This is a genomic window from Janthinobacterium paucivorans, from assembly GCF_051380805.1.
Taxonomy (GTDB): Bacteria; Pseudomonadota; Gammaproteobacteria; order Burkholderiales; family Burkholderiaceae_D; genus Janthinobacterium; species Janthinobacterium lividum_D.
The window spans coordinates 74892-101354 of the sequence record NZ_JBNYXR010000018.1 but is presented as its reverse complement, the minus strand read 5'-3'; the positions used below and the strand labels follow the sequence as shown (position 1 = coordinate 101354).

Below are 26463 nucleotides of genomic sequence, written 5' to 3'. Positions count from 1 at the left end.
AGGCCAATTCCCCACCGTGCCTTGGGCTGCGGCGACGCTGCATTTGCCACGCCGATCCGGCACCACTATCTAAGTGGCGGATTGTTAAGCGCTTTTTCAGATATCCACACGGACTGTGGATATCTTTGTGGATAAGGCTCTATTGACAAGCCTCAAAGCCACAGCCCGTGCGGCTTTCAATAAACTGCTCAATCAAACAGCAAAAATAAAACCGATTAAAATCAGTTACTTAGAAAATCAAACAATATCACCACAAAATTATTTCGCCAATTTCGCTAAGCCATGATTTGTGCATAACTGAGCCGTAGTGAGCAATCCGGCAACACCGGACTACGGCTGCCAGCAACACAGTTGCCGCGAGGATACTCAATGCACGGTCCGGCGGCGCTGCTCCGGATGCAACAGCACGCGCTCGATCAGTTCGGGGGCGACATTGTATGACTTCAAGTATTCCAGTGCACACAAGGTACTGAAGGCAGCCTGCACGGCAATGCCCAGGTTGACGATATCGCACATCTTCTGGTCGCTCCGGACATGCAGCACCAAGGTTTTGACGGGCATATGCAGCGTTTCTGTGTAATGAGACATGACGAACGACTCCTGCGAAGGGGATAGAGGGGTGGAAACGGCGTTGCGGCGCCGGCCGCGCTAACGCGGACAGCAACAGCGGTCGTGTTGCCTTTAAAGTATTGCTGATATATTCTTAATGTCAATAGCAGGGAAACATGAGCCACGGTTTTTTCTTGCAGGCACAAGCGCTGCCGAAAGCGATGGACAAGCGCAAGCGGCCACGGCGATAATCAACCATGCCCTCATCCCCCCTCGCCGCCCGCCCGCCCGACCTGCCCCACCCGCAACCGGCCTCGCTGGCCGACCTGTTTTTCTCGTTTACTTGGCTAGCGCTGCAGGGATTTGGTGGCGTGCTGGCCGTGATCCAGCGCGAAATGGTCGAGCGCAAGCGCTGGCTGACGCAAGAGCAATTTATGGAAGACTGGGCCTTGGCACAAATCATGCCAGGACCGAATGTCATCAACCTGTCGCTGATGCTCGGCGCGCGCTATTTCGGCTTGCGAGGCGCCCTGACGGCACTGGCCGGCATGCTGGCCGTGCCCCTCGTCATCGTGCTGTTGCTGGGCGTGCTGTACACGCACTTTGGCGACAACGCGCAGATGGCAGGCGCCTTGCGCGGCATGGCGGCCGTGTCGGCCGGCATGATCGCCGCCATGGGCATGAAACTGGCAGGCGCGCTAGGCAAGCATCCGCTGCCTCTGTGGCTGACCTTGTCCATCACGGTGCTGGGCGTGCTGATGGTGGCGATCTTGCGCTGGCCACTGCTGTACATCCTGCTGGGCCTGGGCGGCATCGGCTGCCTGCTGACCTATCGCAAGCTGTCCTCATGACGCCGCCTTTGCAACTGACCTTGAGCGCGGGCGACTGGCTGAACCTGTTCGGCCATTATCTGATGCTGTCGCTGATGTCGATCGGCGGCACCATTTCCACCACCGCAGAAATGCACCGCTTCCTGGTCGAACAGCATGGCTGGCTGACGCAGGCGCAATTCAATGAGTCGATTGCCATCGCGCAAGCCGCGCCCGGCCCGAACGTGCTGTTCGTCGCCCTGATGGGCTGGAACGTGGGCATGAATGCCGGCAGCTACGCGGCTGCGTGCCTGGGCGTGCTGGTGACCATGGTGGGCATCATGCTGCCCAGCACCACCCTCACCTACGTGGCGGCACAGTGGGGCTACCGCAACGCCGACCTGCGCGCCGTACGCGCTTTCAAGCAAGGCATGGCGCCCATCGTCGTCGCCCTGCTCATTTCCACGGGCATGATATTGGGCAGCGCGCATCACGACATCCGCACCGATTGGCCCCTCTGGAGCCTGTCCATCGTGGCCGGCCTGATCATCTGGCGCACGAAAATCCACTTATTGTGGCTGCTGGCGGCCGGTGCCATGCTGGGCTGGCTGCAACTGGTGTAGGTCGACACGGCCTGATGGCGCTGCGCTGGGCTGCACCACCTCGTCATCCATCGACTGCGCGACGCCGCTGCTGCATCCGGCCAGGAGCGCACACAGCGCCTGCCCTTAGGGAACGATGCGCGCGCCTTGCCCATTAGCCCTTGCGCGGCAAGCCTCTCAAGCGGCGCCAGCCCCTGCGTCCCAGCGGGTACAGCAGCACGAAAGCGATCAGCCAAGGCAAAATGTATGCCATGGCCGTGATGGCGTTGGCCACCCCTTGCGACAGGTTTTCCGTAAAATTACCCAGAGCGCGCTTGACGGGGCGCCAGAATGATTGCTTGCCTTCGGCGCTGATATTCACGCTCAGCAAGTCCGTGTCGATGCGCTGCAGCAGCAGCGCATTGGCCGCTGTCGCCTGCTCCAGCTCCACTTGCACGCTGGCCAGCTCCTTGCTCACCTTGATCAGGGCATCGACGTTCGCACTCGAACGTTTTTCCAGCTCCTGCAGCTGGGCCTGGTACTGTTTGAGCATGTCCAGGCGTTTCTTGCTGTCGAGCACAGGACGGCCCAGGTCTTCCACCTTGGTGCCCTCGCTGCTGACGTCGCCTCCGGCCGCGACCAGCGCAACGAGCTTCTTGATGCCGGCCGGCTTGGCGCGCAGGCTGATGCGCGCATGCACGTAAGACCCGCTGTCGATAGCGGAGTCAAGCAACAGACAGCCGTTTTCCGTATCGGCCTTGCAGGCGGCGGCCACTTTTTCAACCAGGGGCCGCACTTGCGCCTCGCTCGTATCGACGCTGACATTGTGTTCATAGGCAAGAAACGCCTTGCCTCGTTCCTTGCCATCGAAACGCGCGGCACTGGCTAGGCTGGCGCCCTCGTCCTTGCCGCCGCAACCTGCCAGCAGCACCAGGCCGATCAGATATATCCCTACTGCTTTCATGATTTCTTTCTCACAGTTATTTGTGCTGCGACAGCAACGCAATATCGGGCAAGTCGCATTCATCGGGCTACAGCACGGGACAAGCCGCCAGACATGACAGGCAAGTCATGCAAAAAGACAATCCGCGATTCTAGTCGAAGTGGCCAAAAATCGTATGTTTCCTTGCGTAGAGACAAAGAAAATCCCAGCCTACAGCAGGCACAAGGGGCGCCGGCGACTTTGGCGGCGGCGCCGTAGCTGGTATCATGCGGGCAAACGCAGCCGGCCAGATAGGCGCGGCACATGCACCACCTTGCGCAGCGGCCCCGCCACCGGGCGCGCCGCCGACGCCACCCTACAAAGCAGAGAAACGAGTTAGCTATGAGTACATCATCGTCCCACCCATCGTTCTGGCGCCGCGTCCCGCTAGCCTTCGGCGCCTTCTTCAGCACCCTGTCGGACGCCGCCTATGCGGCCCGCGTGGAAAAACTGTCCTTACCCGTAGCTGCCCCGCCGGCACCCGCTCCGACACCGGCACCGGCCCCCGTGCCAACGCCAGCGGCCGCACCCGTCATCGTAAAAGAAGCCACGCCGGACGCCGCCCTGCAATTACTGGCGTTGTTGCAACGCGAAGCACGCCTGATCGACTTCACCCAGGAAAACCTGGGCAGCCATGCCGATGCCGATATCGGCGCCGCCGCCCGCGTCGTGCATGAAGGCTGCGCCAAGGTCATGCGCGAATATTTCACTATCGACGCCGTGCGCCAGGAAGCCGAGGGCAGCCGCATCGTGCTGCAGCAAGGCTTTGACAGCGCCCAGGTACGCCTGACGGGTAACGTCGTCGGTTCCGCACCATTCACGGGCACCCTCAGCCACCGCGGCTGGCGCGCCTCCAGCGTACGCCTGCCGAAACTGAGCGCGCAACACGACGCCGCGATCCTGGCACCGGCCGAGGTGGAACTGTGAGCGATGCGATGAACACCCCCCCAAACACCGCGCGCTACGCCATCGGCATCGACCTGGGCACCACTCACAGCGCCTTGTCGTATGTGAACCTCAATGAGAGCGACGGCGAAAAGTCCAGCCATGGCGTGCTGAAAGTGCCGCAGTTGTCGGCGCCGGGCACCGTCGAAAACCTTGCCTTGCTGCCGTCGTTCGTCTATCTGCCGCACGCCGATGAAGTGGCGGCGGGCGACCTGGCCCTGCCCTGGGTCACCGAAGAAGCGCAAGCTCCCTTCGTCGTCGGCGAAATGGCGCGCAGCCGTGGCGCCACCACGCCCATCCGTTTAGTGTCGAGCGCAAAAAGCTGGCTGTGCCACCCGGGCGTGGACCGCCGCGCCGCCATCTTGCCGAACGATGCACCGGCCGAAGTGGCGCGCATTTCGCCCATCACGGCCGCCACGCGCTACCTGACGCATTTGCGCCAAGCCTGGGACCACGCCCACCCGCAAGCGCCGTTCGCGCAGCAGGAAATCACCGTCACCATTCCCGCCTCGTTCGATCCGGCCGCGCGCGAGCTGACGATGGAAGCGGCGCAGGCGGCCGGCTATACCTCGCTGACCCTGCTGGAAGAGCCGCAAGCGGCCCTGTACAGCTGGATCCAGACCAGCGAAGGCCGCTGGCGCAAGGAAGTCAAGCCGGGCGACATCATTCTGGTGGTCGACGTGGGCGGCGGCACCAGCGACTTTTCGCTGATCGCCGTGTTGGAGCGCGACGGCGTGCTGGAACCGCACCGCGTGGCCGTCGGTGAACACATCCTGCTCGGTGGCGATAATATGGACCTGGCCCTGGCCCACCTGGTAGCACGCAAGCTGGCAGCCAACGGCAGCCAGCTCGACGCCTGGCAAATGCGCGCGCTGACCTATGGCTGCCGCAGCGCCAAGGAAAGCCTGCTGGCCGACAGCGGTCTCGATGTGGCGCCGATCGTCGTGCCGAGCCGCGGCTCGAAACTGATCGGCGGCTCCATCCGCACGGAACTGACGCGCGCCGAAGTGTCCACCTTCATCCTCGACGGCTTCTTCCCGCAGGTGGAAGCGTCGAGCCGCCCAGCCGTGCGCACGCGCGCCGGCCTGACGCAACTGGGCTTGCCGTATGCGCAGGACGCCGCCATCACGCGCCACCTGGCCGCGTTTTTGGGCCGGCAAGTGGCGGCGACCAGCGAGCTGGCAGGTTTTGCGGGCCGCCAGGCAGCAGGCGCCAGCTTCTTGCACCCGACGGCCGTGCTGTTCAACGGCGGCGTGTTCAAGTCCGACTTGCTGGTGCAGCGCATCATGGCCACCGTCAACGATTGGCTGTACATGGAAGGCGCGGAACCGGCACGCATGCTGGCCGGGGCCGACCTGGACCTGGCCGTGGCCCGTGGCGCGGCCTACTACAGCTACGTGCGGCGCGGCCATGGCGTGCGTATCCGCGGCGGTACGGCCAGTGCCTTCTACGTGGCCATCGAATCGGCCATGCCCGCCATCCCCGGCATGGAACCGCCGATCCAGGCCCTGTGCGTGGCGCCGTTCGGCATGGAAGAAGGCAGCGAACTGGAACTGCCGGGCCAGCAATTCGGCCTGGTGGTGGGCGAACCCGTGCACTTCCGCTTCTTCGCCTCATCCACGCGCCGCAACGACCAGATCGGCGACTTGCTCGACTTCTGGGGCCATGATGAGTTACAAGAGCTGAGCGAAATCCAGGCAACCTTATCGGCCGAAGGTCGCCAGGCTGGCGACGTGGTGCAAGTCAAGCTGCACGCCCGCGTGACGGAAGCGGGCACCCTGGAGCTGTTAGCGGTATCTGCCGACGGCGCCGAGCGCTGGAAAGTGGAATTCGACGTGCGCGGCACGACGCAGCAATAAGCATGCGCAGCGCGAAGGTGCAGCCGGCCTGGCTGGTCGGCATCGACCTGGGCACCACCAATACGGTGGTGGCGTATGCCAATGCCAACGATCCGCAAGCCGGCATCGAGCTATTCGCCATCGAGCAACTGGTCGCTCCGGGCGAAGTGGCAGCACGCCCGCTGCTGCCCTCGCTGCGCTACCACCGCGCCGATGGCGAACTGGCGGCCGGCGATTTGCAGCTGCCGTGGCCACAGGACGCTGACAACAACGCTGCACGCCCCGTGCTCGGCGAACTGGCGCGCCAGCTCGGCGCGCAAGTGCCGGGACGGCTCGTTGCCAGCGCGAAGAGCTGGCTGTCAAATGCGAACGTGGACCGCCAGGCACCCATCCTGCCGTGGGGCGCCGATGCCGACGTGGCCAAGGTGTCGCCCGTGGCGGCCAGCGCCAGCTATCTCGCGTATGTGCGCGCGGCGTGGAATCAGCGCTTCCCCGATGCGCCACTGGAAGACCAGGAACTGGTGCTTACCATCCCCGCCTCGTTCGACGAGGGCGCGCGCGCACTCACCCTGGAAGCGGCGCGCATGGCAGGCTTGCCCACGCTGCGCTTGGTGGAAGAGCCGCAGGCCGCCTTTTATGATTATCTGCACCGCCAGCGCGAAACGCTGCACCTAGACCTGGCGCAAACGCGGCGCATTTTAGTATGCGACGTGGGCGGCGGCACCACCGATTTCAGCCTGATCGATGTCGCCTTTGATGACGATGGCGCACCGCAACTCACGCGCAGCAGCGTGGGCAACCATTTGATCCTTGGCGGCGACAATATGGACCTGGCGCTGGCCCACCTGGCAGAAACGCGCATGGCGGCAGGCCAGGAAGGCGGCATGCGCCTGTCCGCCACACGCCTGTCGCAGCTGATGCAGCGCTGCCGCGCTGCCAAGGAATTACTGCTGTCGAACGATGCGCCGGAAAGCACCAGCATTACCCTGCTGGGCGCCGGCTCTCACCTGATAGGTGCCAGCCGTTCCACCGACATTACGCGCGAGGAAGTGGCGACCATGCTGGTCGACGGCTTCTTCCCGAAGGTGGAACTGAGCGAAGTAGCCAGGAAAAACCGCGCCGGCATCGTCGAATTCGGCCTGCCGTATGCGCAGGACGCAGCCATCACGCGCCATCTGGCCAGCTTTTTGCAGCAGCATCAAGGGGCACTGGGGGGCGACCTGCCCGACACCTTGCTGTTAAATGGGGGCGTGTTCCGCGCCGACGCACTGGCGCGCCGCCTGGCCGAGACGCTCGCCCACTGGCGCGGCGCGCCCCTGACCATCCTGCACAACGACAATCCCGACGTGGCCGTGGCGCGCGGCGCCGTCGCCTACGCGCTGGCGCGACGCGGCCAGGCGCCGCGCATCGGCGGCGGTTCGCCGCGCAGCTACTTCCTCGTGCTGGGCGAGGCGGGCAAGGACAACCGCGCCGTCTGCATCCTGCCCCGTGGCAGCGCCAGCGGCGAAGAAATCGGCTTGACGCAGCGTTTGTTCGCGCTGCGCCTGGGCCGCCCCGTGCGCTTTCACCTGGCGTCCTCGATTGCGCAAACGGCCACGCCGCCCAAGCTGGGCGACATCGTCGATTTGAGCGTCGGCGAGTATCTGCGCCTGCCGCCGCTGGCCAGTGTGCTGCACGACAAACAGGATGCCAATGACAAGCGCGACATCACCGTGCAACTGGCCACCGTGATGACCGAAGTGGGTACCCTGGAAGTACACTGCGTGGCCGCAGCCGATGCCGGCCAACGCTGGCTGCTGGAATTCCAGCTGCGTGGCGAAGAGGAAACGCAGGCCCAAACATCTGCCCTGTCGCCACGCGTGAAAGAAGCCATCGAGAAGATCGAGCGCATCTTCGGCGGCAAGGCACAAAAAGTCGACGTCAAGGAAGTGCGCCAGCTGCGCCAGCATCTGGAACTGGGGCTGGGCGGGCGCGAGAGCTGGGATACGCCGCTGCTGCGCCAGCTGTTCGACGCCCTCATGCAGCGCGCCCATGGCCGACGCCGCTCTGCCGAGCATGAGCGGGTCTGGCTGAACCTGGCCGGCTACTGTTTGCGCCCCGGCTACGGCGACGCGCTCGACCCGTGGCGCATCGAACAGCTATGGGCCCTGTTCGACACGGGCATACAGCATCACAAAGACAACCAGGTGTGCGCCGAATGGTGGACCCTGTGGCGCCGCGTGGCCGGCGGCTTGAGCACGCAGCAGCAATTGCGCCTGCTCGACGACTTCGCCTTCAACCTGCAAGCCGATGCAGCCCAGCGCGGCAGCCGCCCTGTCACCCTGGTCAATGGCAGCGACGACGACATGCTGCGCCTGGGCGCGTCGCTGGAGCGCATTCCCGGCGCCTACAAGACGGAAGTGGGCGCCTGGCTGATCAAACGCATGGAAAAGGCCAGCAAGAAGGGCGAAGCGGCGCAGACGAATACCCTGTGGGCGCTGGCCAGAGTCGGCGCGCGCCAGCCCTTCCACGGCAGCGCGCACGAAGTGGTCGACAGCGCCAGCGTGGCCGAATGGCTCACGATGCTGCTGGCGCTGGACTGGAAAAAGGTGGAGCCGGCGGCGTTTGCCGCCACCCACCTGGCGCGCATGACGGGCGACCGCTCGCGCGACATCGCCGACGATGTGCGGGCCATCATCCTGGCCCGTCTGAAAGCCGTTGGCGCCCCGCCCCTGTGGCAAGCCATGGTCAGCGAAGTGACACAGCTCGACGAAGCAGTTACCCGGCGCATGCTGGGCGAGGCCCTGCCGCCGGGCTTAAAACTGATCGGCTGAAACCATGGGTCACGTAGGTCGGATTAGCGTAGCGTAATCCGACAGGCATCGCCAACAATGTTGTCGGATGACGGCCTGCGGCCTGATCCGACCTACCTTTCGCTGCGCGCGCCGCAATACCGCGGCAAGCTATCGGCCAGCCATACCCAGGCCATTGCGGCACGCCGCCTTGCGCTAAATCACGGCGATGATCAACAGCACCACCGCCAGCGGCGCCTGCACCAGCACGATGCCGGGATGCGTGCGGCGCAGCTGGGCCCAGACGGACAGGCCCGGCACCTCTTCGTGCGGATGGTGCGCTTCGTTGCGCAGCGACATCGCGTGCAGGAACATGCCGGCGATCAGGGGGCCGGGGTTGACCCACCAACCCTGTTCGAGCAAGCCGCGCGACAGGTAGATCGCCAGCGCACCGATGGCAAATGGCGAAGCCCACACCAGCAGCAGCATCAAGCGGATAGCATAGAATTCGAACAGGGTACGCAGGCGGTGCAAGCGGCTGAAATCGTGATCTTGCAGGCGCTGGTCGATGGCCAGCTCGGCACGGCCATACAATATCCACAGGCCGCCGAAGAGGCAGCCCAGCAACACGCCGATGACGATGTCGGCCACGAACACCACGTATTTATTCACGTCCGCCGTACCGATGCCCAAGGAAGCGTGGGCGGCCGCATGCAAGTGCAGGCCAGCCTGCTCGCCTTCGGCCGTCGTGTAACGGTTACGTACGTCATAGCTGCTGCCGATATACACGGCGTTCTTGCGCCCTGCCACGGCAGCCACCCCAGCCTGACCATCGATCAGGCTGGCGCGCATGCGCGTGGGATTGATGAATTGCCGCGCCACGGCAGCCGGGTGGAACGGCGCGGTGACGGCGTTCTGTTCGGCCGCGGCCTTGGCGTCGCCATGGATCACGGGTTCGAACGCCCAACGCGCCAACTCCTTTTCGCTACCCGCGCGCCGTGCCAGCTCGCATACGCGGTCGGCCAGCGCCAGCCCTTCCTTTTGCTGGGACAAGACGGCCGGCATGGGCTGCTTCTGCTCCTGCTCGTCGGCGCCATGCGCCAGCTCGAAGGCCACGGCAGCGAGCACCGGGCTTTTCAACTCGATGCGCGTGACGGCGCCCATGCGCTCGCGGATCTGCGCACTGGCGAAATGGATGCCGGCGGCGCAACGCGCGCGTATCCATGGCAGGTTCGCGTTCTGGTCCGATTGTTCGGGCAGGATCAGCACCAGTTGCCGGCCACTGCCAGCCAATTGGTCGAGCAGGCGATCCAGCGCCCGCTCGCCCGCCTTGTGCTGTTCATACACGGCCGGCGCCAGGTCCAGATCGATGGCCAGCACCGTGCCGGCGTGCGCGGCGGCGCTGGCGATCAATTGCTCGAGGCGCGTGCGCTCCAGTGGTTCGCGCTCATCGAAAACCCGTTCGAACGCAGGCTGGTCGATTTCAATGATGCCGGGCCGGTAGGCGGCACCCGGATCCTCGCTGCGCTTCAGTAGCTGTCCCTGTCCCTGCAGCGCGCTGGCGCGCAGCATGGCCGCATCGAGCCATTCGAGCACATGCAAACCTTCCAGCGCCAGCATCATCGCAGCGATCAGGCTGGCGCCGATCACGTGGTGCAGCAGGTGCGTGCCCGTCAGCTTGAAGGCCGAGCCAAGCTGGGAAAATGGCCACAGCCAGCGCCGCCAAAGCGGCAGGCACGATTTGACTGGCTCGCTGTTTTCCACGGTATGCTCCCCTTGCGTACAGCGCTTGAATTATTATTAAAATAACAAATTATACCGAAACGATAGTGTATTGCAGTTGTGTCCGTTCCGCCGCACGGCTGGCACGGACCATCCTGCTGCGCCCTGCTTCGGCTTGGCCAGCAACAGTATGCCCGGCACTTCAACAATCTGATCTCGCCCGAGGTGGACTAGCAGGTGGGCAAGGTGTGGTGATTGGGAAATAGAGAACAGAGAATAGTGGCAGCAGCAGGTGCATCACTTGTCGTGATCGCCGTCACTGCCAGGAAAAAAGAAATGGCGGCGGACCGGAGTGCGCCGCCACTTTCATTCTGCCGCCAAGAATTACTGCTTGATCGCTTCGATCGCGAACGTCAGGGTCACATCGTCGCTGACAGCGGGCGCATATTTGCCGGCGTTGAATTCAGAGCGCTTGATCTTGGCCGTCGCGTTGGCGCCGCAAGCGTCTTTTTTCAACATCGGATGCGGCGCGCAAGCGAACGAGGTGACGCTCAGGGTGACAGGCTTGGTCACGCCTTTCAGGGTCAGGTTGCCTTCGACGGAGGCCAGCTTGTCGCCGTCGAAGTTGAACTTGGTCGATTTGTAGGTGGCGACCGGGAACTTGTCGGTTTCAAGGAAACCATCGCCCTGGATGTGCGTGTTGAACAGGGTCGAACCGGTGTCGACGGATTTGGTGTCGATCAGCACTTCGACGGCGCCCGTCTTGGCGGCGCGGTCCAGCGTAATTTTGCCGGTGGTGGTGTTGAAACGGCTTTGCTGAGTCGAGAAGCCCATGTGGGTGTACTCGAAACGCGGGAAAGTGTGGCTACCATCGATGACATAGACTTCGGGCGCGGCAACGGCGGACAGCGAGAAACCGGCGGCGGCGATAAAAGCGAGCAGTTTTTTCATGGTGGATTCCTGATAGGGAGTGGAGGATGTCAAAACCGCAAGCAGCAGCAGGCGAACCACGCATGCGACTATTTGTCTGGTTTCAGTTGCAATGAATTATGCATGGCATGAAGATCGATGTAAAACGGAAAATATACCTAGTTAGTATCGAAAAAATCGATAATAAGATCCACAGTAGCTTCTCTGATGCCGATTATTGTCTGCATTCGCAACAATATCCAGCGGTATCGGGCACCTCAGCTGGCGCCACAAATGACACCACAAATGAGAATGATTCTTGTTATTATTTGAAAGGCTTGCTATCATGGCGCGCTTTGATCACGGGAACATGCGCTGTGCTTGAACGCTATTACCAGCAATTGCTGCGCCTCATTTCGCGCTCCACGGGATGCCGCGATAAGGCACAGGACGCGGTGCAGGAAGCCTATGCCCGCATCCTGGCGCGCCAGCCGCAGGGCGGCGCGCACGCCCTGCGTGGCGATACGCCACCCGACAGCGGCCAGCGCGCCCTGCTGTACGTCACGGCAAAAAACATCGCCATCGACGAACAGCGCTTGCGCCAGAGGCGGCCCCATGATGCGCTCGACGAGCCGCACATGCAGTTGCGCGCGCCGCGCGCCGATGAACCGGAACAGCGCCTGCACGACCGGCAAACCATGGAGCGCCTGCTGGCCATCATCGAGGCCTTGCCGCCGCGCTGCCGCCTAGCCTTCGCGCTGTACAAGTTCGATGGCCTGAGCCAGATCGAGATCGCCGCGCGCATGGGCATCTCCGTCAACATGGTGGAAAAACACATCATCAACGGCATGCTGGCCTGTAAAAAAGGCTTGCCCGAGCGGGACCTGGTATGAAACAGCGCATGACATCACAAGACACGACGCTCGACGAGATCGACTTCCTGGCGGCGCATTGGCGGCTGCGCCACGACGCAGGCCTGGCCGCAGCTGAACTGGCAGCATTGCGGCAATGGCTGGCAACGGACACGCGCCACCAGCGGGCCTGGGATGCGCTGGGCCGCACCAATGCGCTGCTGGCCAGCTTGCCGGCGCAGCGCGTGGCGGCCTTCAGCCAGCGCGCCCCGGCTGCGGGCACGCCGTCATCGCTGCGGCAACGGCTGCGGCAGTTGCGCCAGACGACCACCTTCCCGCCGCTCGGCGCGCTGACCGGCGGCGGCTTGCTGCTGTGCGCCGTGCTCGCATGGCCGCTGGCCAGCCATTTGCAGCAAGCGCGCTTCGAGCACGATTACAGTACGGCGCGCGGCCAGTTTGCCACGCAAGTGCTGCCCGACGGCAGCCGCATCGAACTCGATAGCGGCAGCGCCGTTGACGTAGCCCTGTACCGCGACCGTCGCACCGTGCGCCTGCTGCGCGGCCAAGCCATGTTCCATGTGCATGCCGATCCTGAGCGTCCGTTCCAGGTCATGGCGGGAGCGGCCACGGCGACGGTACTGGGCACGCATTTTTCAGTGCGCCACGTGGGCGCCACGACCCAGGTGAGCGTGGCGCAAGGCACGGTGCGCGTCGACAGCGACAACGGCGCGCATGCCGCAGTGCTGCGCGCGGGCGACACGGTGAGCGTCACGCAGCAGGGCGTGCAAGCGCTGGCCAGGGTCAACGCCCAGGCGGTGGGCAACTGGCGTGCCGGGCGCCTCGATTTCGAGGATGCCACCCTGGCCGAGGCGCTGGCCGAATTCCAGCGCTATGGCGATACCAAGCTGGTGCTCGACGATCCGGCCCTGGCCACCCTGCGCCTGAACGGCAGCTTCGATGCAAAGTTGCCGGCGCAATTTGCCGCGGCCCTGCCGCTAGCCTTGCCAGTGCGCCTGCTACCCCAGGACGGCAAGCTGCATATCGTCGCCCGCTGATTTACTCCAGCGTCCACATGCAGCGAAAATAAAATGCATGTGCACGTCAGGGTAAATGATACTCATTCGTTTTAACTATGAATGACTACCATATCACCATAGGAAAAACATGCACATGAACTCACCGCGCCATTGCTTGCACGCCCGCCTGTCTCCCCTGTTCCTGGCCATCGGCCTGGCCTTCGCCACGCCTGCCGTACATGCCGCTGCGCCGGTGGCGGCAGTGGAATGGCAGATCCCGGCGCAGCCTTTGAGCCGAGCGCTGAACGAACTGGCACGCCAGGCCGGCATGGTGCTGCTGGCAGACGCGCGCCTGACGCAAGGACGGCAAAGCGCGCCGCTGCAGGGCCGGCATTCGCTGCCCGATGCGCTGCGCCAGCTGCTGGCCGGCAGTGGCCTGCAGGCGCAGTTGCAAGGCGGCACGACCATCATCATCAGCGCACCGGCGCCCCTCGCTGCCGGCGCCGTACAGATCGGCACCCTGCGCGTGAATGGCCAGGGCGGCAGCGGCACGTTCGAGGCAGACGACACGGACCCGGCCGACCGGCCCTACCTCACGCCGGCCGCCTCTGTGTACATCGGGCGCGAACAGATCGAGCGCTTCCGCGGCACCTCCCCGGCCGACATCTTCAAGGGCGTGGCCGGCGTGCAGGTGGGCGACAGCCGCAACAGCGGCGCCGTCGACGTCAATGTGCGCGGCATGCAGGGCCAGGGCCGCGTGCCCGTGCTGATCGACGGCAGCTTGCAATCGTCGACCGTGTACCGCGGCTACGCGGGCATTGCCGATCGCAGCTACATCGACCCGGACCTGATCAGCGCCATCCACATCGACAAGGGCCCGAACCTGTCGGCGCAGGGTGCCGGCGCCATCGGCGGCATGGTCAGCATGCAGACCCTGCGCCCGGAAGACATTTTGCGACAGGGCCAGCGCGCGGGCGTGCGCCTGCGCGGCGGCATCCAGGACAACAGCGTCACGGCGCCCGACGATTTCGGCAGCGCGCCGCGCACGCAGCGCAACAAGTTGGGCGACCCGCGCAGCGGCTTTGCCAGCATTGCCGTGGCCACGCGCCAGGACGACTACGACTTGGTGGCCGCCATCAGTCAGCGCAGCATCGGCAATTATTTTTCCGGCACGCGCGGTTTCGAACGTTATCAGCTGCTCAACGAATGGGGCGACGACAATGGCGTGACGCAATTTTTCAAGCGCGGCGATGAAGTGCTCAATACGGCCAACCGCACTACCTCGGCCCTGCTGAAGGCCAATCTGCGCCTGCCGCACGAACAGAAACTGGAACTGGGCTACCGCTATTTCGACAGTAGCTACGGCGAAATCATGCCCTCGCAAATCTACCGCAACAGCACTGGCAGCATTCCCCAGTGGGACCACAGCGAGGTGCGCACCAATGCGCTGACGGCGCGCTATGAATGGAAGCCCGAAGGCCAGCAGCTGATCGACCTGAAAACCAATCTGTGGCTGACGGACATGCAGAGCAAGTCGCGCAACGGCGATATCTTCAGCAATCCACTGGAAGGCAAGCCCAATCCGGGCGACAACGAATGCAAGCAATGCGTGGAAGTGCTGTACCTGGCAAAAAACCAGGCGCGCAGGGTGGGGGCGGATCTGACGAATACCTCACGCTTCGCCACCGGCATGGGCGCGCTCAAGCTCGATTACGGCTTGTCCCTGCAAAACGAGAATATCGGCCCGGCCGACAGCGTGCGCATCGTCGACGCTGACCTGAACGCCAATCACACCCTGCGCAACGGCAAGCGCCACGAGCAAAGCGTGTTCGCCTCGCTGCAGTGGCAGGCGCGCGACTGGCTGAGCATCGACGCGGGCGGACGCTTCCAGCGCTTCGATACGCGCGACCGCAACCGCCGTGCGGAACAGCAATACCATCCACAAGGCTGGCAGTGGGTCACCATGTGGAACAAGGACGGCGAGCAGCTTGGCGCCGCGAAGTGGTATCAGGATGCGCAGGGCCGCTTCACTGCCGCCAACAATCCGGCGCTGGTGGGCGGCATGCTGGAACGCTATGGCGAGCAAGCGGTGCCACTGGACCTGTCACAGGTCGACCAGTGGAGCGGCAACAACTATGTCTACCGCGACGCCATCGCCGGCCTGTTCAAGTACAGCACGCCGATCCGTCGCAAGGACCACGGCTTTGCGCCCACGTTTGCGCTGACGGCGCGCCTGTCCGACAGCGTCAGCCTGTTCCTGCGCGACGCGCGCGGCCTGCGCATGCCCAGCCTGTACGAATCGACGATAGGTTTCTCGGCCACCTATTCGTCGCCGTTGAACGCCGAGCGCAGTCACAACCGCGAGATCGGCGTGAGCGTGATCAAGGATGGCGTATGGAGCGCCGCCGACAAGCTGCGCCTGCGCGTGGCGTACTTCGACAACGTTACCCACGGCTACATCACGCGCCGTCCGATTCCTGATTTGCCGGCCTACGCGCAGAATTTCTCGATGGCCAATACGGACAAGTACAGCGTCTCGGGCATCGAACTGCAGTCCTCGTATGACCGGGGTAGCGTGTTTGCCGATTTTTCCGGAACCTGGAACCGCAAGACACTGCTCTGCGACGCCGCCACGGCGGCCTATTTGCGCAAGGCCAGCAAGTGGCAATCGGATATCTGGAACACGCCCGACTGCTCGCCCATCGGTTTTAGCAGTTCTTACGTGAGCAACCATATCCAGCCCAAGCTGAGCGCCAACCTGACCCTGGGCAAGCGCTGGCTGCAGGAGAAACTCAGCATCGGCACGCGCCTGACGCGCGTCGGCAAGCCGCTGGCACGCCAGGACGACAAGGCCGTGTGGCAGTCGTGGACGGGCACCTCGCCGCAAGTGCTGACGCAGGCCTACACCCTCGCCGACCTGTTCGCCAGCTACAAAATCACGCCCAATGTCACCGTCGACGCGGCAGTGGACAACCTGACGGACCGATACTACCTCGATCCGCTGACCCTGAGCCTGATGCCGGGACCGGGCCGCACGGCGCGCGTCACCCTCAGCGTTCGTTTCTAATTTGATTCATCCTTATAATAGAGAGCAGATATCCATGCATGCAGCAAGCGACACCAGCAACACCTTGAACGCCGTTCCGACCAACGCAAGCCCAACTCGCAGCCAGCGCCTGAAAGCCGACACCATGGCCACCCACGAATTGCTGGACCAACGCATCATGGCTAGCGCGCCGTTTTCCAGCCGCGACAATTACGCGCGCTTCCTGCAGGCGCAGTACGCGTTCCTGCGCGATGTCGACGCACTGTACGACAACGCGCAACTGGCCGCCCTGCTGCCAGACCTGGAACAGCGCCGCCGCTACGCCAGCATCGCCGCCGACCTGCGCGACCTCGATACCGCGCTGCCAGCCGATGCTGCCACGGCGCCGTTCGACGCGCAACTGGACCTGGCCACGGCGCTGGGCTGGCTATACGTGAGCGAAGGCTCGAAGCTGGGCGCGGCCATCCTGTATAAACTGGCTGGCAAGATCGGCCTCGATGAACACCACGGCGCGCGCCACCTGGCCGGCCACCCGGACGGGCGCGCGCGCCACTGGCGCGATTTCACGTGCGTGCTCGATACGGCCGTCCTTGACGATGCGGGCGAAGCGCGTGTGATCGACGGCGCGCGCGCCGCCTTCCTGCGCATGCTAGGCCACGTCGAGGCCTGCGCCTGATGCAAGAGCCAGTCATCCGGAGCGGCGCGCAAGCGCATACGGCGCGGCTGCGCCGCTGGGCCTGGACGGCCGCCGGCATGCTGATGGTGGCGCTGGGCGTGATCGGCGCCATGCTGCCCGTCATGCCGACGACGATCTTCCTGATCCTGGCGCTGGCCTGCTTCAGCCGCGCCTCGCCACGCCTGGAGCACTGGCTGCTGCACCACCCACGCTTCGGCGCGCCGCTGCGCCAGTGGCGCGAGCACCGCGCCGTGTCGCGCCGCGGCAAAGCCCTCGCTTGCCTGGGCATGACCATCGGCTTTGTCGCCATGTGCCTCGGCCATCCGCCCTGGTGGGTGATCGTCCTCGTGGCAACGATGGAAATCGCCGTCATCGTCTACCTGCTGCGCCGACCAGATGGGCCGGGGGCGGGGCCAGCGCCGGGGCCGGGGCCAGCGCCAGCGCCAGCACCAGAAAAGACGGCGCCGACGCACTGGCACAAGCCACTGACGATTGCCACCGTCTTCGCCGTGCATGGCGCCCTGCTGGCATGGGCACTGTACCAGCGCGCTCCAGCAGCGCCCGTGCTGGCCATCGTGCCCGACGTGGCGCAGCCGGCCATGCTGCTGTATCTGCCGGCCACGGCCCCGCCGCGCCCCCTGGAGCAGAATCTTGCTGAACAGGCCAGCGCTGCGGCCGCGCCGTCGCGCGCCCTTGCCAAAAAAACAACGCCAGCCATAGCGCAATTCGTGCCGCCGCAGCCCGATGCCGCGCCCATGGCGCCGCAGGCCGAGGCCGTCGCGGCCGTCGCCGAGGTGCGCCACGCCCCCGTCTCGCCGGTGCCGGCGGCCACGGCGTCTGTCGCGGCGGCGCCGCCCTCGCCTGCCCTACCGCCTGCGCCGCAGGAGCTGCGCAGCGGCGTATCGAGCTGGGAAGGCAAGGTATTGGCGCGCATGGAGCGTTTCCGCCGCTATCCGGCGGCGTCGCGCGCGAAGCAGGAACAGGGCGTGGTGTATCTGCGCTGCCGCATCGACCGCGACGGCCAGGTGCTGGCGGCCAGCATCGAGCGCAGTTCCGGTTCCGCCGCCTTGGACCAGGCAGCGCTCGACACCTTGCAACGGGCGGCGCCACTGCCACGCATCCCCAAGGAACGGCCGGAGCCATTGGAATTATCGATTCCCGTCGAATTTTCCATCGGCTGAACCCACAAAAACCGCTTTTACTCTCGCTAAAAATCCATATAGACATTATTTGCATATTCAAAGCAAGATTCTGTCGTAGGAGCAACAACACAAACGGAGGTATACTACGCAACCGACGTAGCAGGCCGGGCGATTTGGCCCCCGCAAGCAAGCCTGTCACGGTCCAATAAAAAAGGAAACACTGCATGACCACACCACACCGTACGCCGGTGATTCGCATCGATGGCGCGAACAAGACCTTCGCGCTGCCCAAGGGCGAACAATTCCACGCGGTCAAATCGGTCACGCTGGAAGTCTATCCCGGTGATATTTTCGGCCTGATCGGCAAGAGCGGCGCCGGCAAATCGACCTTGCTGCGCCTGATTAACCTGCTCGAGCGTCCAGACAGCGGCACCATTACCGTGGCCGGGCGCGAACTGACCGGCCTGGGCAAGAGCGAATTGCGCGACGCGCGCCAGAACATCGGCATGATTTTCCAGCAATTCAATTTGCTGCAAAACGCCAGCGTCTTCGACAACGTCGCCTTCCCCCTGAAAATCCATGGCACCACCAAGGGCGCGCAAATCGCCGCCCGCGTCGAAGAATGCCTGGCGCTGGTGGGTTTGTCCGACAAGCTGCACAGCTATCCGGCGCAGTTGTCGGGCGGGCAAAAACAGCGCGTGGCGATTGCGCGCGCCTTGGCCAGCCATCCTGACGTGCTGCTGTGCGATGAGCCGACGTCTGCGCTGGACGCGGAAACTACGCGCGCCCTGCTCGACACTTTGCGCGACATCAATGCGCGCTTGAAAGTGACCATCGTCATCGTCAGCCATGAGCTGTCGGTGCTGGGCGCCATCTGTAATCGCGTGGCCGTGGTGGAAAACGGTGCCATCGCCGAACAATTCGATTTGAGCGACACGGCCACCCCACGCAAGACGGCGCTGGGACGCGAACTGGCGTATTACGGCACCGAGGCGTTTGAAGCCACCGCATGGAAGGATGCAACACATGTTTGAAGAATCGATCAAAAACGTCATCAACCTGCTGCCGGAAATCTGGGTGGCGCTGGGCCAGACCATGACCATGCTGGGCATCGGCCTCACCGCCGCCATCCTGATCGGCGGCCCGCTGGGCATTGTGCTGTTTCTCGTCTCGCAAGGCCAGTCACTGGAAAACCGGCCGCTGTCGATGATTTTGGGCTGGCTGGTCAATACCGTGCGCAGCTTTCCCTTCATCATTTTACTGGTCGCACTGACGCCGTTTACGCGCATCATCGCGGGCACCTCGATCGGCCCGCTGGCGGCTGCCGTGCCGCTGTCGTTCGCCGCCATTCCCTACCTGGCGCGCCTGGTGGAACAAAATCTGCGCGAAGTGCCGCGCGGCGTGATCGAGGCAGCGCATGCGATGGGCGCCTCGGAAATGCAGATCATCTTGCGCGTGCTGCTGGTGGAAGCGCGCTCCGGCCTGGTGCTGGCCCTGACCGTGCTGTCGATCAGTTTCCTGTCGTATTCGGCCGTGGCAGGCGTGGTGGGCGGCGGCGGCATCGGTGACCTGGCCATCCGCTACGGCTACTACCGCTTCGAGACTGACATCATGGTCGTAACCGTAGCTATCCTGATCGTGCTGGTGCAAACCATCCAGTTCGCAGGCACACGCATCGCCAAGCGCCTCGACAAACGTTAATCCAATTCAGAAACAAGGATACCTATGAACCACATTCGCCGCACCCTGCTCCTGGCCGCTACCAGCCTCGCTTTCGCCACCGCCGCCCATGCCAAGGACCCGAAAGAACTCGTCATCGGCACCAGCTCCGGTCCGTATTCCGACCAGCTGAAGCTGGGCATCAAGCCGATCCTGGAAAAACAGGGCTACAAGGTCAAGATCGTCGAATTCAACGACTACGTGCAGCCGAACTACGCGCTGGCCGAAGGCTCGCTGGACGCCAACGTGTTCCAGCACATCGTCTACCTGACCAAGTTCGCCACCGATAACAAGCTGCCACTGAGCGCATTGATCACCGTGCCTACCATGCCGATCGGCCTGTACGGCGGCAAGCAAAAGACGCTGGCCGACGTCAAGAACGGCGCCACCGTCACCATGCCGAACGACCCGACCAACCAGGCGCGCGCACTGGTGATGCTGGCCAAGATGGGCTGGATCAAGCTCAAACCGAACGTCGATCCGCTGCGCGCTTCCGAGCGCGACGTACTGGAAAACACCAAGAAGCTGAAACTGGTGCCATTGGAAGCGGCGCAACTGCCCCGTTCGCTGGCAGATGCAGACTATGCCTTCGTCAATGGCAACTTCGCCCAGGCCGCCGGCATGAAGCTGACCTCAGCTCTCGCCGTGGAAAAAATCTCGGACAGCTACATCAACCTGGTGGCCATCCGCACGGCCGACAAGGCCAAACCGTGGGTCAAAGACCTGGAAGCGGCCTACCGTTCGCGCGCCTTCCTCGACGCGACGAACAAATACCTGGCCGGCTATGAAAAGACCGATTACCAGCTGGCGCTGGAAAAGACGGCGAAAAAATAAAGCGGCGCAAACAATGCAAAAAGGACGGCCAGGTGCAAACCCGGCCGTCCTTTTTTTTCCCGCGCTACGCGAGTATCTTCAACACTTGCAAGGCCTAACAAAACCGTAGCGAGCGGAAGGAAGGCTCGGCGCCCCCGTTGGCTTGAGAAGCGCAACTGTACGAAGGTACAGTGAGCATCGCAGAGCGCAAATTCCGACGCGCAGTAGGTTTTAATGGGTGTTCTTAGAAGCGGTAGCCGACGCCTACGCCAATCAGGACAGGGTCGATCTTGACTTCGCTGACCTTGGCACCAGCAGCGGTCAATACATCGCTGCGGATCTGCACTTTCTTGATGTCGAAGTTCAAGGACCAGTTTTTGTCGAGTTTGTAGTCGACGCCGGCTTGCAGCGAGTAGCCCCAGCTATCGTGTTCCAGGCGCAGGCCAGGAATTTTGACAGCCGAGATATTCGTGTAGTTCACGCCCGCACCCACGTAAGGGCTAAACTGTTTTTCAGGCATGAAGTGGTATTGCAGCGACAGCGTCGGTGGCAGATGCTTGAACGTGCCGATATTTTGGCCCGACAAGGTGACGTCATGCTTTTGCGGATACGTCAGGATCAGCTCGGCAGCGATATTCGGCGTAAAGAAATACGAAATATCGATTTCAGGAATCGTCTTGCTGCTGACATGGATCAGGTCCGATGCGCCGACGCCACCAACAGGCGTAGATTTATTCGCAGGATCGATGTGCACGGCGCGTGCGCGCACCAGCCATGGGCTTTCCTGCGCCATTGCATTGCCGGCCAATGCGCCGATAGCGGCCAGGACGATTGCTGCTGCAGTTGCGGACTTCTTCATTCTAGTTCCCTCTTTTTATCGTTAAGTAACGCTGCAAAGTCTAAGAGTGCAGTGCAACAAAAACTTTGATCCACATCAAATAGTGCTAGATGGCATCAATCTAGGGTTTATTTCTTTGCCCAGATCAAAAAAATGCGGCATTGCAAAAATTAAACAGCGCACTGACCAGGCTGGCGCCCGAGCCGCCAAACACGCGCCCGCACAGCAAATATGGCCCGCTACGCAATCGTCATTTGCGCCGCGGCCAATCGATGCGCCCCTGCCTGCGCCACATGCTATTGCGCGTCCGTACGATACAAATGAGAATAGTAATGATTATCATTTGCGATATAATGGCGTACCTCGCTCAGCGATCACAACAAGGAATGGGAGACATGGATATATTGAGGGAACTGCGTGAATCGGGCTTGAAAGTGACCATCCCGCGCTTGCGGATTCTGCAGCTGTTTCAAGAAGGCACAATCAAGCACCTGAGTGCGGACGATGTCTACAAACTATTGCTGGCTGAAAAAATCGACGTGGGCCTGGCCACCATCTACCGCGTGCTGATGCAGTTTGCCGAAGCGGGCATCCTGTTTCGCCGGCATTTCGAATCGGGCCATGCCGTCTTCGAGCTCAATCAAGGACAGCACCACGACCACCTGGTCTGCACCGCTTGCGGCAAGGTCGATGAATTCGTCGATGACGGCATCGAGCTGCGCCAGAACGAAATAGCCGCCGAGCGTGGCTTTGTGCTCCACGAGCACGCATTGTCGCTATACGGCACCTGCGCCGAGTGCACGGCAAAGTGCATTCCACCGCGCCGCGCCTGAGGCCAGCGCGCAGCGTAGCTCGGTCGCTTGCCTGCGCCACACTGCGCACAAGCTCGACAAAGAACAAGCATGTACATCGGAGAAATCGCCCGCATGGCGGGCACCTCGCCCAAGGCCTAGCGCCATGATGAAACGCTGGGCTTGACGGGCGACGTGCGCTGGCCCGGCGCCTGCCGCGTCTACACGCAGCAGCGGGCGCGCTGGCCGGCACAGGCACAGGCGCTGGCCCGGCGCCTGCAGGCCCGGCAACGGCTTGCCATGCAGCCATCTTGCATACTATTTTAACAATTTTGTAATCAAGCCGTCACATTCAAAGGTTAATATGATCACATTGCCTGTTTGTCAGTCGCCACACCTTCGCGACAACAACGGCCCGATCGTCATGTAAAGGTAGCCGCTGTGGAGTTCAACGCTTCTCGATTGCATCTTCCCCGTTATCGCACCTCAGTCGCGCTTGATCTGTGCATTGCCACGGAATCGGTGCAGGCCGACACCAGCAATTTCGCCGTACTGGAGCTGTTTACGGAAAGGCGCGACATGATGAGCCTACCCGTTACGGAGCAGCAGAAGCCGATTGGTTTGATCAGCCGCAACATCTTCATGTCGCAGATGTCCAAACCTTTCTACCATGAGGTGTACGGCAAGAAGAGCTGCATCGCCTTCATGGACAAGGAGCCGCTGATCGTCGATGGCGCCATGAGCATCGAGGACCTCACCTTCCGTGCCGTGGAAGCAGGCGAAAAGGCACTCGCCGACGGCTTTATCATCACCAACGATGGCGCGCTGGCCGGCGTCGGCTTCGGCTTGCAGCTGATGAACGTGGTGGCCACCATGCAGGCCGAAAAGAACCGGCAAATCATGCACAGCATCGATTACGCCAGCGTGATCCAGCGCGCCCTGCTGCGCAGCTCCGACGCGCAATTGCGCCTCACCTTGCCCGACGCCCACCTGGAATGGCAGCCGCGCGACGTCGTCGGCGGCGATTTTTACTTCTTCGAACGCCATGCAGGCGGCTGGTTTGCCGCCATCGCCGACTGCACGGGCCACGGCGTTCCCGGTGCCTTCATGACACTGATCGCCTCGTCGGCCCTGAGCCAGGCCTTGCGTGAACTGGGACCGCACGATCCGGCCGCCCTGATCGGCGCCGTCAGCCGCGCCATCAAGACCTTGCTGGGCCAGGACGGCGCCAGCTGCGGCAACACCGGCCACGCAGGCTCGAACGACGGCATGGATTGCGCCTTCCTGTGCTATGACACGGCCAGCGCCAACCTGCATTTCGCGGGGGCTAAACTGGCGCTGCAGTTGGTGGCGCCGGGCGCACAGGCCGTGCGCACCGTCGACGGCGCGCGCATGGGCGTGGGCTATGTCGACACGCCAGCCAGCTACTGCTGGCACAAGGAAACGCTAGCCATCCCCGCCGGCAGCCTGCTGTTCATCACGACCGATGGCTTGCTTGACCAAATCGGCGGCGCGCGCGACATCGCCTACGGCAAGCGGCGCATGCGCGAGCTGCTGCTGGCGCAGCGTGACGCCCGCGCCAGCGACGTGGCGGCAGCGCTGCTGCAGGACAGCGCCGCCTGGCAAGGAGCACAGCCGCGACGCGACGACCTGACCTTTTTCTGTTTCCGCCTGTAGTTGGGCGCCATCGAGCCACCTTATTAACAAGAAACCGGGTCACCGGCTAGCCAGGAGCACGCACGTGCTGTACGAAGAATTCAACGAGTTTTGGGATGTGGCGCGCAAGCGCAACATCATCTTTTTTTACGTGGGCTATTTCTCGCAGCACGTGGTCAGCGCCATTTCCGAAACCATCAAGGCGCGCCTCGACACGGCCGGCGCAGCCGGGCCCACGCGACGGCGCATCTTTTCCTCGTTCATTGAGATGTCGCAAAATATCATGCACTATTCGGCCGACAGCCTGACGCCTGATGCCCAACTGGACCAACAGATGCGGCGCGGCTCGTTTTGCATCGGCACGCACGACGACAGTTTTTTTCTGCTGTGCGCCAACCCCGTCTCGACGGACAATGTGGCGCAGATCCGCACCCGCCTGGAACCGCTGCACAGCATGACGATGGAAGAAATCCGCCTCGCCTACAGGAAGGCCCTGCGCGAAGAAACGCCGACCGACAGCAAAGGGGCGGGCCTGGGCTTCCTCACCATGGCGCGCGACGCCAGCGAGCCATTGGAATTCGAATTCGCCCCGGATCCGCAGGAGCCGAGACACACCATCTTCTGTATCAAAGCCATCATCTGAAAGAGCCGCCTCAGGAAAGCATATGCAATTACCGTCACCACTGTTCATCGCCGCGACCCCGAGTTCGCCTGAAATCGACTTCCGCTTCGAGCAGCACACCCTGTCGATCAAGGGCGAGTCGTATCCGGAAAACGCGGCCGCCTTCTATGGCCCGCTGATCGCCGCCGTGCGCGCCTATCTCGACGGCTGCTGCGAGAGCAGCATCACCGTCAACGTCTCGCTGGCCTACTTCAACAGCTCCAGCACGAAGATGCTGTTTACCCTGTTCGACACCCTGAACCAGGCGGCCGTAGAGGGCAACCAGGTGCGCCTGAACTGGTATCACGACGAGGACGACGACACCATCCTGGAATTCGGCCAAGAGCTGCAGCAAGACTTTACCGCGCTCGATTTCTGCGACCACCCAGTGCAGGGCAGCTAGAGCATGCGCGCCGCCCTCTCCGACGCCGAACTGGCGCCCGACCTGTTTACAGTGGAAGCGGCGGCGCTGGCCGCCGCGCGCCGCATGCACGCCGACGCCCATGCCAGCGGCGAGGCACAGCGCCGCGTGCTCGGTGAATTGATCATCCATTACGAGCGGCTGATGCGCGAGACGCGGCGCCTGATCGGCCGCAGCGACCGCGCCGAGCGCGACATGCATTTGCTGAACCGGCAATTGCAAACCCTGGCCGGACAGCTCGAATACCGCGCCACGCACGACCCGCTGACGGGGGCGCTGAACCGCGGCGCCGTGATCGAGCATGCCTCGCGCTGCCTGGCGCACGGCGACATGGCCTTAATCGTGCTCGACATCGACCTGTTCAAGCAGGTCAACGACGATTTCGGCCACCCGGCCGGCGACGGCGTGATCCAGGCCGTGGTCGACTGTCTGAAGCAGTTATTAGGACAGGAAACGGCTATCGGCCGGGTCGGTGGTGAAGAATTTTCCGTGGTCTGGCCGACCTCTTCGCGCGACGATGCGCTGGCCGTGGCGCAGCGCATTTGCGATAACATCGGCCGCCAGCGCCATGCGGCGCCCATCACGCGGCCCATCACCGTCAGCGTGGGCGTGAGCTTGAACCGCGCCGGCACGGCCTTCGAGACGGCCTACAGCCATGCCGACCAGGCCCTGTACCAGGCCAAGCGCGAAGGACGCAACTGCGTGCGCCAGTGGCTCGAGAGTTGAAGCGCAGGCGCTAGCGGCCGTGCTCGCGCAGCATGCTGGCATCGCGCTGCATGGCGGCAGCGGCGCGCTGCATGGCAGCCGCTTGCGCCTCGGGCACCTTGAGGTTACAAGCCAGGTAGGTCTGCACGCGATTAAAGGTCAGCAGCGGCTCCACCTTGCCCTGCCACTCTTTGCCGGCAAACGGCTTGCTGCCCGGTGCCATGCTCACGGCCCACAGGTCTATGCGCCCCAGCAGCAGTTTTTGTGGATTGAGCCACTCCTGCGTCACGGGTGCGACGCTCAGGCCACGCTGGCGCAGGTAGTCGTCGCGCGCGTCGCCCAGCACCGTGCCGATCACCAAGCCACGCGCATCGGCCAAGGTATGCAGCGTCCGATGCTGCTCGACCAAGCCATACAATATCCACTGCGCTTCGTTGAGGGGGCCGATCCAGCGAAATTGCGCTTCGCGCTCTTGCGTGCGCGTGGTGGAAAAGATGCAGGTATCGGGCTCGCGCAGCGCCTGCGCATAGGCGCGCTTCCAAGGCAGCAATTCGATACTGTAAGCAATACCGGCGCGCGCCATGATGTCGCGCACCTTCGCCGTTTCGCGCCCGACGACGACATCGCCTTCCATCATGCTCGCTGGCGGCAGGTGCTCGCCGACGATACGCAGGCCGGCAGCAGCGACCAGCACCGGCATCAGCAGCGTCACTGCCAGCAGCCATGCCATGCTTGCTTGTTTCATGCTTGTTTCATGCTTGCTTTCATCTGCTACAGTCAATGCAAGCCGATGTCAGCATCGGCCCGCAGCAACATCGTTGCATATTTTCAATCACAGCATGCATGGGCGCCGCGTCGCAACACGCCAACGCCGCTACGATCACCATGCAGGGGGAAAGGGAAAAGAAGAATCACTGGCGGAAAACAGTAGGAGTCGAACCTACGGGAGAACGTCTGACGCCCTCCACCGGGTTTGAAGCCCGGCCACATCACCGGATGAGTGTGCTTTCCGCGGTACCTGA

The 26463-nt window shown here is 63.1% G+C and carries 25 protein-coding genes and 1 tRNA gene; 19 read left to right on the top strand and 7 right to left on the bottom strand.

Annotation, left to right across the window (positions count from 1 at the left end):
• Window positions 1-127: 127 nt before the first annotated feature.
• The gene (locus tag ACQ4V8_RS19455) at window positions 128-286 is read left to right on the top strand and encodes a hypothetical protein (RefSeq protein WP_157998747.1); all 159 of its coding nucleotides are present in this window, start codon (window positions 128-130) and stop codon (window positions 284-286) included.
• Window positions 287-366: 80 nt separating this feature from the next.
• Here ACQ4V8_RS19455 and ACQ4V8_RS19450 read toward each other — a convergent pair whose 3' ends face one another.
• Window positions 367-588 carry a hypothetical protein gene (locus tag ACQ4V8_RS19450; RefSeq protein ID WP_010399409.1) on the bottom strand — a complete coding sequence of 74 codons (222 nt, stop codon included), beginning with the start codon at window positions 586-588 and terminating at the stop codon, window positions 367-369.
• A 218-nt stretch (window positions 589-806) separates the two neighbouring features.
• Between ACQ4V8_RS19450 and ACQ4V8_RS19445 the strand changes: the two genes are divergently transcribed.
• Window positions 807-1400: a chromate transporter gene (locus ACQ4V8_RS19445; RefSeq protein ID WP_010399413.1), complete on the top strand. Its 594-nt coding sequence runs from the start codon at window positions 807-809 to the stop codon at window positions 1398-1400.
• Entirely contained in the window at window positions 1397-1981 is a 585-nt protein-coding gene (locus ACQ4V8_RS19440) for a chromate transporter (RefSeq protein ID WP_436572024.1), read from the top strand. The genes ACQ4V8_RS19445 and ACQ4V8_RS19440 overlap by 4 nt, the downstream gene beginning before the upstream one ends.
• A 133-nt stretch (window positions 1982-2114) precedes the next feature.
• Here ACQ4V8_RS19440 and ACQ4V8_RS19435 read toward each other — a convergent pair whose 3' ends face one another.
• A complete protein-coding gene (locus ACQ4V8_RS19435; RefSeq protein ID WP_436572023.1) occupies window positions 2115-2903 on the bottom strand; it encodes a DUF4349 domain-containing protein in 789 nt (262 codons plus the stop codon).
• A 360-nt stretch (window positions 2904-3263) separates the two neighbouring features.
• Between ACQ4V8_RS19435 and ACQ4V8_RS19430 the strand changes: the two genes are divergently transcribed.
• The 3 genes from ACQ4V8_RS19430 to ACQ4V8_RS19420 are packed head-to-tail and all read left to right on the top strand — an operon-like array spanning window position 3264 to window position 8517.
• Entirely contained in the window at window positions 3264-3848 is a 585-nt protein-coding gene (locus ACQ4V8_RS19430) for a DUF2760 domain-containing protein (RefSeq protein ID WP_010399418.1), read from the top strand.
• Window positions 3849-3856: 8 nt separating this feature from the next.
• Entirely contained in the window at window positions 3857-5725 is a 1869-nt protein-coding gene (locus ACQ4V8_RS19425; RefSeq protein ID WP_196855563.1) for an Hsp70 family protein, read from the top strand.
• A 2-nt stretch (window positions 5726-5727) separates the two neighbouring features.
• Complete coding sequence (locus tag ACQ4V8_RS19420) at window positions 5728-8517, top strand: Hsp70 family protein (protein WP_436572022.1); 2790 nt, start codon at window positions 5728-5730, stop codon at window positions 8515-8517.
• A gap of 174 nt (window positions 8518-8691) precedes the next feature.
• On the opposite strand, the gene ACQ4V8_RS19415 is transcribed toward ACQ4V8_RS19420, so the two are convergent.
• A complete protein-coding gene (locus ACQ4V8_RS19415; RefSeq protein ID WP_436572021.1) occupies window positions 8692-10239 on the bottom strand; it encodes a hypothetical protein in 1548 nt (515 codons plus the stop codon).
• A 342-nt stretch (window positions 10240-10581) separates the two neighbouring features.
• Window positions 10582-11148 (bottom strand): YceI family protein, encoded by a 567-nt coding sequence (locus ACQ4V8_RS19410; RefSeq protein WP_010399422.1) that lies wholly within the window; start codon window positions 11146-11148, stop codon window positions 10582-10584.
• Between the two features lie 335 nt (window positions 11149-11483).
• Here ACQ4V8_RS19410 and ACQ4V8_RS19405 point away from each other — a divergent pair, with 335 nt between their 5' ends.
• The 8 genes from ACQ4V8_RS19405 (at window position 11484) to ACQ4V8_RS19370 (ending at window position 20390) form a co-directional block, all read left to right on the top strand.
• Entirely contained in the window at window positions 11484-11999 is a 516-nt protein-coding gene (locus ACQ4V8_RS19405; RefSeq protein ID WP_010399423.1) for an RNA polymerase sigma factor, read from the top strand.
• A gap of 8 nt (window positions 12000-12007) precedes the next feature.
• Window positions 12008-13012 carry a FecR family protein gene (locus ACQ4V8_RS19400; RefSeq protein ID WP_436572020.1) on the top strand — a complete coding sequence of 335 codons (1005 nt, stop codon included), beginning with the start codon at window positions 12008-12010 and terminating at the stop codon, window positions 13010-13012.
• A 109-nt stretch (window positions 13013-13121) separates the two neighbouring features.
• Window positions 13122-16040: a TonB-dependent receptor gene (locus ACQ4V8_RS19395; protein ID WP_082261071.1), complete on the top strand. Its 2919-nt coding sequence runs from the start codon at window positions 13122-13124 to the stop codon at window positions 16038-16040.
• Between the two features lie 34 nt (window positions 16041-16074).
• A complete protein-coding gene (locus tag ACQ4V8_RS19390; protein ID WP_010399428.1) occupies window positions 16075-16695 on the top strand; it encodes a biliverdin-producing heme oxygenase in 621 nt (206 codons plus the stop codon).
• Window positions 16695-17876 carry a TonB family protein gene (locus ACQ4V8_RS19385; protein WP_436572019.1) on the top strand — a complete coding sequence of 394 codons (1182 nt, stop codon included), beginning with the start codon at window positions 16695-16697 and terminating at the stop codon, window positions 17874-17876. Before ACQ4V8_RS19390 ends, ACQ4V8_RS19385 begins: the two co-directional genes overlap by 1 nt.
• A gap of 185 nt (window positions 17877-18061) precedes the next feature.
• On the top strand, window positions 18062-18871 hold the full coding sequence (locus ACQ4V8_RS19380) for a methionine ABC transporter ATP-binding protein (protein ID WP_010399432.1): 810 nt from the start codon (window positions 18062-18064) through the stop codon (window positions 18869-18871).
• Window positions 18864-19538, top strand: a complete 675-nt coding sequence (locus tag ACQ4V8_RS19375) for a methionine ABC transporter permease (protein WP_070346784.1) — start codon at window positions 18864-18866, stop codon at window positions 19536-19538. Before ACQ4V8_RS19380 ends, ACQ4V8_RS19375 begins: the two co-directional genes overlap by 8 nt.
• A 24-nt stretch (window positions 19539-19562) precedes the next feature.
• Entirely contained in the window at window positions 19563-20390 is an 828-nt protein-coding gene (locus tag ACQ4V8_RS19370) for a MetQ/NlpA family ABC transporter substrate-binding protein (protein ID WP_010399436.1), read from the top strand.
• A 223-nt stretch (window positions 20391-20613) separates the two neighbouring features.
• On the opposite strand, the gene ACQ4V8_RS19365 is transcribed toward ACQ4V8_RS19370, so the two are convergent.
• On the bottom strand, window positions 20614-21228 hold the full coding sequence (locus tag ACQ4V8_RS19365; RefSeq protein ID WP_070346785.1) for an OmpW/AlkL family protein: 615 nt from the start codon (window positions 21226-21228) through the stop codon (window positions 20614-20616).
• A gap of 374 nt (window positions 21229-21602) precedes the next feature.
• Here ACQ4V8_RS19365 and fur point away from each other — a divergent pair, with 374 nt between their 5' ends.
• From fur to ACQ4V8_RS19340, 5 genes are all read left to right on the top strand, one after another.
• Window positions 21603-22040 (top strand): ferric iron uptake transcriptional regulator, encoded by a 438-nt coding sequence (gene fur / locus ACQ4V8_RS19360; protein WP_010399439.1) that lies wholly within the window; start codon window positions 21603-21605, stop codon window positions 22038-22040.
• A gap of 420 nt (window positions 22041-22460) precedes the next feature.
• The gene (locus tag ACQ4V8_RS19355) at window positions 22461-23675 is read left to right on the top strand and encodes a SpoIIE family protein phosphatase (protein WP_208760767.1); all 1215 of its coding nucleotides are present in this window, start codon (window positions 22461-22463) and stop codon (window positions 23673-23675) included.
• A 64-nt stretch (window positions 23676-23739) separates the two neighbouring features.
• Complete coding sequence (locus tag ACQ4V8_RS19350) at window positions 23740-24297, top strand: SiaB family protein kinase (protein WP_010399445.1); 558 nt, start codon at window positions 23740-23742, stop codon at window positions 24295-24297.
• Between the two features lie 22 nt (window positions 24298-24319).
• Window positions 24320-24718 (top strand): DUF1987 domain-containing protein, encoded by a 399-nt coding sequence (locus tag ACQ4V8_RS19345; RefSeq protein WP_010399447.1) that lies wholly within the window; start codon window positions 24320-24322, stop codon window positions 24716-24718.
• 3 nt (window positions 24719-24721) lie between these two features.
• The gene (locus tag ACQ4V8_RS19340; RefSeq protein WP_010399450.1) at window positions 24722-25462 is read left to right on the top strand and encodes a GGDEF domain-containing protein; all 741 of its coding nucleotides are present in this window, start codon (window positions 24722-24724) and stop codon (window positions 25460-25462) included.
• Between the two features lie 10 nt (window positions 25463-25472).
• Here the strand turns inward: ACQ4V8_RS19340 and ACQ4V8_RS19335 are convergent, their stop codons facing one another.
• Complete coding sequence (locus tag ACQ4V8_RS19335) at window positions 25473-26186, bottom strand: substrate-binding periplasmic protein (protein ID WP_436572018.1); 714 nt, start codon at window positions 26184-26186, stop codon at window positions 25473-25475.
• 170 nt (window positions 26187-26356) lie between these two features.
• A tRNA-Sec gene (locus ACQ4V8_RS19330) sits at window positions 26357-26452 on the bottom strand.
• Between the last annotated feature and the right edge of the window lie 11 nt (window positions 26453-26463).